The following is a 9,029-nucleotide window of genomic DNA, read 5'->3' on the forward strand; positions in this document are numbered from 1 at the left end:
GTGAAATACGGACCGGGTCCTGCCGGGCTCGGTCCCTCGCCGGCCCCGACGCTGCCGGACGACCGCGATCCAGGCGCGCCCCGGGCGGTGCAGTGGTGACGGTATCGGCAATGTTGTTGCGCACAAGGGCTTCACCGGGAACGAGTCACACGTGCCTGTCGGTGTGCGGTGGCACGATGCGGGTGTGGGTGACTTCTTCGAACGGATAGTCGACGTCGAGGTCGGCGCGGACGATGCGGGCGCACTGGCCGGGCAGATGATCGACTGGATGGTGTCGCAGGGCAGATTGTCCCGCGAGACCTCGCCGGAGGGGATGTACAGCCGCCATGCCGACGAAGGCTATGTGGCCGGAGTCGAGTGGCGGCAGATCACTCAGGAGTGGGGCGAGGACTGGAAACCGGGTCCGGTCGCGGTCGTCGTCGGCAGGCACGCCCACTATCCGGGGCAGGGCGAAGTCGCACCGGCGGCGGCGCACTGCCCGCACTGCCGGGCCGCGACCGTGATCATCGACTACCCGCAGCGATGGGAACCGTATCGCGCTGTCTGGCAACCATTTTCGGACGCGATCGACAGGTGGCAGGCATCCGGCGCCGGCGCGGCGACCTGTGTCTCCTGCGGCGCCGCGAGCCCGGTCGCGACCTGGCGTTGGGCCGATGATTTCGCCCTCGGGTCCCTCGCGTTCGATTTCTGGGGCTGGCCGCCGCTCACCGAGGAGTTCGTCGCCGAATTCGGTGCCCGGCTCGGACATCGATTCGTGCACCACACCGGCAAGTTCTGACGTACTCGGCGCAATCGGACGTCAGGATTTCGATTCGGAGCACGAACTCACTCGCATACTCGTCGGTAAACATTTCGCGTATTTCCGCGCCGGACCGCCTGCGGCCGAAAAACCGGCTATGCGGTCGATCTATTGTCGCAGAACAAGACTCGTCCGCGTGCGACGCCGGCGGCTCGAGTTGATTCGGTGGCGAATATCGGATAGAACTTGGCCATTGCAATTCGCAACTTCGAACATCCCGCACGCCAAAGGTTTTCGCGTGCGGTCGGGAGGATGAAAATCATGCGTAGGACTATCGGACGCTTCGGAATCAAGGGTCTCGTCGCGGCTTTGCCGCTCGCGGTCGCGGTGACCTTCGCCGGCACCGGAGCGGCTTCTGCCGAGGCTGTGGCCCCGCAGTCGGTCGCCGTCATCCAGATGGCGGCGGCTCAGGAGGCGCCGATCGAGGCCACGACGGTGACGCCCGAAATCGTGCAGCCCATCGCGGAAGTGGGGGATATCGCCACGAATCCGAATGCGGCCAACTCCGATCCGATGGCCAACGGCGCTGCGGCCGGCGCGGTCGTCGGAGGCGCCGTCGGGATTGTCGCCTGTGCGGTGACTCTTGTCGGTCTTCCGCTCGTTCCGCTCTGCGCCCTCGGCCCCGCGCTCCAGGGTGCATTGGTCGGCTTGATCGTCGGCGCGATCGCCCCGGAACTCGTTCCGCAGGTCCTGCCCTGATCTCTCCGGGGTGAATGATTCGCGTTCTCCGGTGAGTTCGGATACCGGAGAACGCGAGGGCGCCGCTTTTGTCGCCGGACGAATGCCTCGGCGGCAGAGATTACGGCGTTCGGAATTCGGCGCGCATTTCTGGAGGAAGATCGTCGATGGGACCGATGGGTCAGAGCGCCCGTTTCAGCCCGACGTGATCATTGGCGTACCCCAGCCGCGCGTAGAAGGCGTGCGCCCGCTCGCGAACCCGGTCCGTGGTGACCTGCGCGAGCGTCGCGCCCCGGTGCCTGCCGTGGGCGTGCGCCCATTCCAGCATCGCGGTTCCGATGCCCTGGGAGCGTTCCGCGGCGGCGACCCGGACCCCTTCGATCTGGAGGCGGGTGGTGCCGCCGCGGGACAGTCCCGGAATGATGGTGAGCTGCATGGTGCCGACGATCCGGTCGCCCTCGTCGCGGACCACGGCAAGATAGTGCGAGGGGTCCCTGGTGACGGCGTCGTAGGCTTCCTCGTAGCGGGCGATCTCGGAAACCTCACGGGCACGGCTGATCTCGTCGTCGGAGAGCAGTGCGACCAGCGCGGGCACGTCGGCACGCGCCGCCCGCTGCACACGATAGGTCCGGTCGCCGAGGCGCAGCAGGCCACCGACCGAGGCCCGCGCCCGTGACTGCAACCGGGCGATCACTGTGTCCAGCCAGGCGCCGACGTGCCGCCGGGCCTCGGGCGTGTCCGGGTACCGGCAGCGCAGGTGCAGTCCCGCCTCGTCGAAGATGAACCAGAGCATCACACCGTCGGTGCGGATCGTCGCGCCGACGTAATGCGCCTCCAACCCGGTCGCGTCGACGCGCACCGGCAACCGGCGCAGGTCCAGCCACGAAATAGCGAACATCCCCGGCGCCTCGGGCATCCCACCCCACGGACGCAGGATGTCCTCCAGCGGCCAGGACCCCATCCGGACGGCCTCCTTCACCGCTTCCGCGCTGGCACGGGGGTCGGGGTCGGCCGACTCGAGCACCGAGTTGGTGATGAACCACCCGACCGAGTCGTGCCAGGTCGCGTCGTACCGGCTGTGCACGGGAAAGACGGCCCGCAGCGCCGTGCCGGCCAATTCGCCGGTCACCTCGGTCATCGCCCCCACCACCAGGGCCAGCGTCGAGACGCCGTCGTCGCGGGCCTGCGCCGAGAACGCGGCGCTGTCGTCGACGTCGAGGACGTCGCGCACCTCCACGCGCTCCTCGTGCAGGGCCGCCGCACCCAGCGACAGCGGGAACCGCGGCATCACACCGCCGCTGCTCGCCAGCACCTCGGCCCACCGGCGGTGCACCTCGGCGGGCGCGGCGGGCCGGTCCCGCAGCGCGCGGGTGTGCTCCGCGAAGGCCGGGACGGGCGGTAACGACGGCGACCGGCCCTCCTGCACCGCGGCCAGCGCGACGAGCAGGTCGCGCGCGATCACCAGCATCGACCACATGTCGACGTGCGAGTGGTCGGCGGCGACCACCACCGTCGGCCCCACCGCGGTCTCGAGCACACACAGCCGATGCGACGGGCGCCCGTACGGCGAACAAGCCCGGTCGAGCACAGTCCGCAGCGCGTCGTTGACCGCCTGCCCCGGAGCGATCTCGTGCTCGACCCACTCGCCGGGCAGGATCTCGACCTCGTGCAGCCGCGGCTCGCCGTCCTCGCCCGGGACGAAGATCGACCGCAGCGTGCCGTGCCGCTGGATGACCGCAAGCCAGGCGGTCGCGAGGTCGCCGGACGGAACCGGCGCGGAAAGCTTGAAGGACAACGCCATCCAGGATCCCGCCCGGTCGCCCGCAGCGACGTGGCGGCGTTGGTCGAAGGACACGGGGAGCGAACGGCCCACTCTCCCCGGGGTGACGTCGTAGCCCAGCAAGCGGCCGAACGGCAGGCGCAGATGCGCGACATTGGTCAGCCGCATGCGCGTATCCTAGGCTCCTTCGCCAGCGTCTCACCAGCGCTGTCTCACCAACCTGTCTCACCACCACTGGAGTCACCCGTGCCGACTTTCCGCGTTCCCGGCGCCGACCTCGACGTGGAACTGAGCGACGAGGGCGGCCACCCCGTCGTCCAGCTCCACGGTCTCACCTCCAGCCGCCACCGCGACCGCCTGATGGACCTCGACCTCGGCCGCGGACTCAGCGGAACCCGGCTGCTGCGCTACGACGCGCGCGGCCACGGCCACTCGACGGGCCGCGCCGTCCCCGAGGACTACCGGTGGCCGGTGCTCGCCGACGACCTGCTGAAGCTGCTCGACCACTGGTTCCCCGGCGAACAGGTGCACGGCGTCGGCCCGTCGATGGGCACCGGCACCCTGCTGCACGCCGCCGTCCGCGACCCCGGCCGATTCGCCGGCCTCACCCTGCTGGTGCCCGCGACCGCCTGGGAAACCCGCGCCGCGAAGGCGGAGATCTACCTGAAGAACGCCCGCTTGATCGAAGAGCAGGGACTCGACGCCTTCCTCGGCGCCGACCTCGCCGCGCCCCGCCCGCCCGCCACCGTCGGGACCCCGGAAACCGTGCCGGACGTCGCCGAACACCTCCTGCCGTCCCTGTTCCGCGGGGCGGCGATGAGCGACCTGCCCGCCCCCGAGGCGATCGCCGCGATCGACGTGCCGACCACGGTGCTGGCCTGGATCGACGACCCCGCGCATCCGGTGTCGACCGCCGAGGCGCTGGTCGACCTGCTGCCGAACGCCACGCTGGAGGTGGCGCACACCCCGGCCGACCTCGCCCGCTGGCCGAGCATCCTGTGCGAGGACGTCGCCCGCCACGGGTAGGTGCGAAGCACTTCCGAGCTCGACCTCCATGGCGAGAACTCTGCCGTCGGAGCGCTGTATCACCAGGTCGACCTCATGGCGCAGGTGGGCGAGATGTGCTTCGGCGGCTTCGGCGTAGGTATGGACGCTCAGTGCGGACGCTCGACTTCTACGCGGATCTCTTCGATGACGATCTCGATGATGTGGCATCGAAGTTGGATGCCGCGCGGGGGAACTTCGCTACTGCGTACTCCCTGCGTACCGCGCCGGACTCGGCGACAGCAGCGAAGGAGAGGAAAACAGTCTGAGCTGCGCTTATATATGTGCCCTCGGCAGGATTCGAACCTGCGACACCCGCTTTAGGAGAGCGGTGCTCTATCCCCTGAGCTACGAAGGCCGGTATGGACGAGGCAGAGTCTACCGGGTCCGGCCGCCGGGAGCCGAATTGTCCCGGGACGAGCCCGGCGGCCGTGGGACCGCCGGGCTCGGAGCGGGTCAGTCGAGGGTGACGACGTCCAGCTCACCGTCGGCGTAGCGGGTGCGTAGCTGCTTCTTGTCGAACTTGCCGACGCTGGTCTTGGGGACCTCGTCGACGAAGGTCCAGCGCTCGGGCAGCTGCCACTTGGCGAACTTGTCGGCGAGGAAGTCGCGCAGTTCGGCGGGGGTGGCGGTGGCGCCGTCGGCGAGGACGATGGCGACCAGGGGGCGCTCGTCCCACTTCTCGTCGGGGACGCCGATGACGGAGGCCTCGGCCACGGCGGGGTGGCCCATGACGGCGTTCTCCAGGTCGACCGAGGAGATCCATTCGCCGCCGGACTTGATGACGTCCTTGGAGCGGTCGACGAGGGTGAGGTAGCCGTTGGGGGTGATCTTGCCGACGTCGCCGGTGCGCAGCCAGCCGTCGTCGAACTTGTCGGGGTCGACCTGGGCGCCGTCGGGGGAGTAGTAGGAGCCGGTGATCCAGGGGCCGCGGACCTGCAGTTCGCCGAGGGACTTGCCGTCGTTGGGGACGATCTCGCCGTCGTCGCCGACGAGGCGGGCCTGCACGGCGGCGGGGAAGCGGCCCTGGGTGTAGCGGTATTCCCATTCCTCTTCGCCGGTGACGCCCGCGGGCGGGTTGGCGACCGAGCCGAGCGGGGAGGTCTCGGTCATGCCCCAGGCGTGCAGGACGCGCACGCCGTGCTTCTCCTGGAACGCGCGCATCATCGACGGCGGGACGGCCGAGCCGCCGACCACCGCGGTGCGCAGGTGGGAGACGTCCTGGGGGTGTGCCTCCAGCGCGGCGAGCACCCCGCCCCAGATGGTGGGCACGGCGGCGGCGAAGGTGGGCTTCTGGTCGGCCATCATCTCCAGCAGCGGGCCGGGCTGCAGGAAGCGGTCGGGCATGAGCATGTTCGCGCCGGACATCAGCGCGGCATAGGGCATGCCCCAGGCGTTGGCGTGGAAGAGCGGAACGATGGACAGCACATTGTCGGTGCCGCTCAGGCCCATGCTCATCGGGGTCAGCACCTGGATGGCGTGCAACCAGTTGGAGCGGTGCGAGTAGACGACGCCCTTCGGGTCGCCGGTGGTGCCGGAGGTGTAACACATGGCGGCGGCTTCGCGCTCGTCGATCACCGGGTAGTCGTAGGTGTCGGGCTGCGCGTCGAGCAGTTCGGTATAGGAGTGCACGGTCACGCCCTCGGGGGCGGTGAGTTCGCCGGCGTCGCCGTTGGCCACGATGACATGGCGCACGGTCTTCATGTTCGGCAGCAGCTGGGAGAACAGCGGCAGCAGCGAACCGTCGACGATGACGACCTGGTCCTCGGCGTGATTGGCCACGTAGACCAGCTGCTCGGGGAACAGGCGGATGTTGAGTGCGTGCAGGACGGCGCCCATGGCGGGCACGCCGATGTAGGCGACCATGTGCTCGGTGTTGTTCCACATGAAGGTACCGACGCGGTCGCCGCGGCCGATGCCGAGGCCGGTGAGGGCGTTCGCCAGTTGAGCAGCCTGGGCGCCGAGCTCGCGGTAGGTGATGGTGCGCACGCCGGTGCCGGTCCAGGTGGAGACGGTGCTGTCGCCCTGGAAGGTCGACGCGTATCGGAGCAGTGTCGTCAGCGACAGCGGCTCGTCCTGCATGGTGCTCAACATTTCGCGGGAACTCCTAACTAATCGGTGGCAGCTGCCCGGTCTCGTGGACAGCGATGAGCCACGTCACACCGGGATGCTACGCCCGATAAGGGTGGCCGAAGCCATAGTGGAAATGCCACCCCCGAACGGGGGTATCCGGTCCTCGAACCCGGGTCGTCGCGAGGCAACGCGCGAATAAGTGACGGCGGGGGCCGTCAGACCCCTGTCCCGTGACCGGTTCTGCGCCTAGGCTCGGGCCATGAGAACGCCGTCCGTCCTGATCATCGGAGCCGGCTTCGCCGGTATGGGCCTCGCGCTGGAATTGCTGCGCAGCGGGTTCGACGACTTCGTCATTCTGGAACGCGCCGCGGATCTGGGCGGCGTGTGGCGGGAGAACACCTATCCCGGCGCGGCCTGTGATGTGCCGTCGCCGCTGTATTCGTACTCGTTCGAGCCCCGGTCGGACTGGCCGCGCCGCTTTTCCGAGCAGCGCGACATCCACGAATACATGCGCACGGTCGCGCGGAAATACGATCTGGAGCGCTTCATCCGGTTCTCTACCGAGGTCACCGACGCCGAATTCGACGAGGCCACCGGCGATTGGATGGTCACCACCGCCGACGGGCAGCAGTGGGGCGCCACGATCCTGGTGCCCGCGGTCGGCCAGTTGTCGCGGCCCGCACTGCCGAACATTCCCGGCATCGACACCTTCGCGGGACCGGCCTTCCATTCCGCCGAATGGGATCACGATATCGACCCGACCGGTAAGCGGGTGGCGTGTATCGGCACGGGAGCCAGTGCGATCCAATACATTCCGCGCATCCAGCCGCAGGTGCTCGAGCTGACGCTGTTCCAGCGTTCGGCGGCGTGGGTGCTGCCCAAGCCGGATGTGGAGTACCGGCCGATGCACCACGCGCTGTTCAGGTATGTGCCGCCGGTGCGACTGGCCGAGCGCTTCCTGATCTGGCTGACCTTCGAATTCCTCTCGCTCGGACTGACCGACCTGCCGTGGATCAAGCGGCCGGTGGTCGCGCTGGCCGACCGGCACCGGGAGACACAGGTGCCCGATCCGGTGCTGCGGGCGAAGCTGACGCCGGATTACGAGCCGGGCTGCAAACGCGGTCTGTTCTCCAACGAGTACTTCCCCGCGCTGGGACAGTCGAATGTCACGGTGGAGACCACCGGCATCGCCGAGATCACCGCGACCGGGGTGCGCACCGTCGACGGCACGGAGTATCCGGTCGACATGATCATCTACGGCACCGGCTTCAAGGGCACCGAATTCCTCGCGCCGATGAACATCTACGGGCTCGGCGGAACCAAGCTGGCCGATGTGTGGGGGTCGGCGGGCGCGCGCGCCTATCTGGGCATGTCGGTGCCGCGCTTTCCGAATCTGTTCATGATGTACGGGCCGAACACCAATGTCGGCGCCGGCTCGATCATCTACATGCTGGAATCGCAGGCCCGCTATATCCGGCAGGTCGTCTCCTATGTCACGGCGCGGCCCGGGCGGTATCTGGCGGTACGCGCCGATGTCGAACAGAACTGGGACGACTGGCTGCAACGCCGGTTGAAGAAGACGCCGTGGAACTTCTGCTCGAGCTGGTATCGCAATGCCGCCGGGCGGATCACCAACAACTGGCCGGCCGTCACCGCGCTGTTCCGTTGGAAGACACGGCGATTCGATCCCGGCGAATACGAGGTGGGGCAGGCCCGCGTCTGAGCGGCCCCGCCCCGCGGATCAGCAGTTGCGCAGTTCCGGGCTCTGGTTGAGCAGTTGCGCGCGGGTGCTGATGAACGTCGAGTAGGTCTCGCCGCCCACCGAGGACAGCGGGAAGGCCGCGACGCGGTGGCAGTTCTGGAAGGCCAGCTTCACGCCGAAGTGGCGCTCGAGGCCGCCGCGGATGGCATCGGAGGCCAGCGCGCGCAGCAGTTCGCCGCGGGCCTTCTCGTCCGGCGGCGCGATCGTGTTGTCGGCGTATTCGTCCGCGCCCGTGCGCAATTCGCCGACGACCCGGCTGACCACCTCCCAGGCGTAGGGCAGCGAGTTCTTCACGCAGTCGACGAACTCGGCATCGTCGATATCGCCGCGTTCGGCGCGTTCGAGCAGGGCGGCGGGTACATCGAGGGACATGGCGCTCTCCTCCAGTAGGTCGGGGGCGGTGCGCGTTCGAGTCTAAACGAAAATTATTGTCAACAAGTCTATATTCGCGTCAAAAGTATTAGACCGGGCCAACTTTCGCTCCCCGGCGGGGATGTGCTTGCATCTGTGCGTGCCGGTGATCGGCGTGCGCCGCCCTCGGCTGTGACACGTGCCTCAGTCGCCGGCTCGAGCTCGAAGGTTGCGGAATGGTCACGACCGGGTAGAGTTCCCGTCACAACGGATGCCGAAACGTTACACATTGTGAGTTCCGGACGATCTCCGACGACATGCTCGTCCGGGGTGAGCAGGTGTGACGCGGCGGCGTTCGTTGGCAACTGTAGGACCGACGCGAGGACGAGTTATGTCGCAGCACCGGGTGAGCCCCAGTTCCATCTCTGTCGCGAGCCTGCTCGGCTCCGGCGCCGAGGGCTCGGGAGCCACCGCGGTCGCGACCCGTCCCGCCCGGCACCGGGCCGCGCCGGCTCAGGCTGAGCGCATCCGCGCCGTCGCCG

Annotated in this window: 7 protein-coding genes and 1 tRNA gene; 4 read left to right on the top strand and 4 right to left on the bottom strand. The window is 68.4% G+C overall.

The genetic code is table 11. The features are described from left to right. Nucleotides 1-184 precede the first annotated feature (184 nt). Together ON26_RS03245 and ON26_RS03250 are read left to right on the top strand one after the other, a co-directional pair. The gene (locus tag ON26_RS03245; protein WP_040794450.1) at nt 185-778 is read left to right on the top strand and encodes a hypothetical protein; all 594 of its coding nucleotides are present in this window, start codon (nt 185-187) and stop codon (nt 776-778) included. A gap of 207 nt (nt 779-985) precedes the next feature. After that, nucleotides 986-1,498 carry a hypothetical protein gene (locus ON26_RS03250; protein WP_157171766.1) on the top strand — a complete coding sequence of 171 codons (513 nt, stop codon included), beginning with the start codon at nt 986-988 and terminating at the stop codon, nt 1,496-1,498. Between the two features lie 160 nt (nt 1,499-1,658). Here the strand turns inward: ON26_RS03250 and ON26_RS03255 are convergent, their stop codons facing one another. Further along, complete coding sequence (locus ON26_RS03255; RefSeq protein ID WP_040794452.1) at nt 1,659-3,425, bottom strand: GNAT family N-acetyltransferase; 1,767 nt, start codon at nt 3,423-3,425, stop codon at nt 1,659-1,661. A gap of 78 nt (nt 3,426-3,503) precedes the next feature. Between ON26_RS03255 and ON26_RS03260 the strand changes: the two genes are divergently transcribed. Then, on the top strand, nt 3,504-4,283 hold the full coding sequence (locus tag ON26_RS03260) for an alpha/beta fold hydrolase (protein ID WP_040794453.1): 780 nt from the start codon (nt 3,504-3,506) through the stop codon (nt 4,281-4,283). Nucleotides 4,284-4,586: 303 nt separating this feature from the next. On the opposite strand, the gene ON26_RS03265 is transcribed toward ON26_RS03260, so the two are convergent. Together ON26_RS03265 and ON26_RS03270 are read right to left on the bottom strand one after the other, a co-directional pair. Further along, nucleotides 4,587-4,659: transfer RNA gene (locus ON26_RS03265), tRNA-Arg, on the bottom strand. 98 nt (nt 4,660-4,757) lie between these two features. After that, a complete protein-coding gene (locus tag ON26_RS03270) occupies nt 4,758-6,395 on the bottom strand; it encodes a long-chain fatty acid--CoA ligase (RefSeq protein WP_040794454.1) in 1,638 nt (545 codons plus the stop codon). Between the two features lie 238 nt (nt 6,396-6,633). Between ON26_RS03270 and ON26_RS03275 the strand changes: the two genes are divergently transcribed. Beyond that, nucleotides 6,634-8,097 (top strand): flavin-containing monooxygenase, encoded by a 1,464-nt coding sequence (locus tag ON26_RS03275; RefSeq protein WP_040794455.1) that lies wholly within the window; start codon nt 6,634-6,636, stop codon nt 8,095-8,097. A gap of 18 nt (nt 8,098-8,115) precedes the next feature. Here ON26_RS03275 and ON26_RS03280 read toward each other — a convergent pair whose 3' ends face one another. Continuing rightward, nucleotides 8,116-8,508 (bottom strand): SCO5389 family protein, encoded by a 393-nt coding sequence (locus ON26_RS03280; protein ID WP_040794456.1) that lies wholly within the window; start codon nt 8,506-8,508, stop codon nt 8,116-8,118. Between the last annotated feature and the right edge of the window lie 521 nt (nt 8,509-9,029).

Origin of the sequence: Nocardia higoensis NBRC 100133 (assembly GCF_000308595.1) — a bacterium.
GTDB classification, from domain to species: domain Bacteria; phylum Actinomycetota; class Actinomycetes; order Mycobacteriales; family Mycobacteriaceae; genus Nocardia; species Nocardia higoensis.

What these genes read in the sequence shown, in the direction of transcription:
- ON26_RS03270 (WP_040794454.1), bottom strand. Translation starts at nt 6,395, where the DNA reads ATGTTGAGCACCATGCAGGACGAGCCGCTGTCGCTGACGACACTGCTC.
- ON26_RS03280 (WP_040794456.1), bottom strand. Translation starts at nt 8,508, where the DNA reads ATGTCCCTCGATGTACCCGCCGCCCTGCTCGAACGCGCCGAACGCGGC.
- ON26_RS03255 (WP_040794452.1), bottom strand. Translation starts at nt 3,425, where the DNA reads ATGCGGCTGACCAATGTCGCGCATCTGCGCCTGCCGTTCGGCCGCTTG.
- ON26_RS03275 (WP_040794455.1), top strand. Translation starts at nt 6,634, where the DNA reads ATGAGAACGCCGTCCGTCCTGATCATCGGAGCCGGCTTCGCCGGTATG.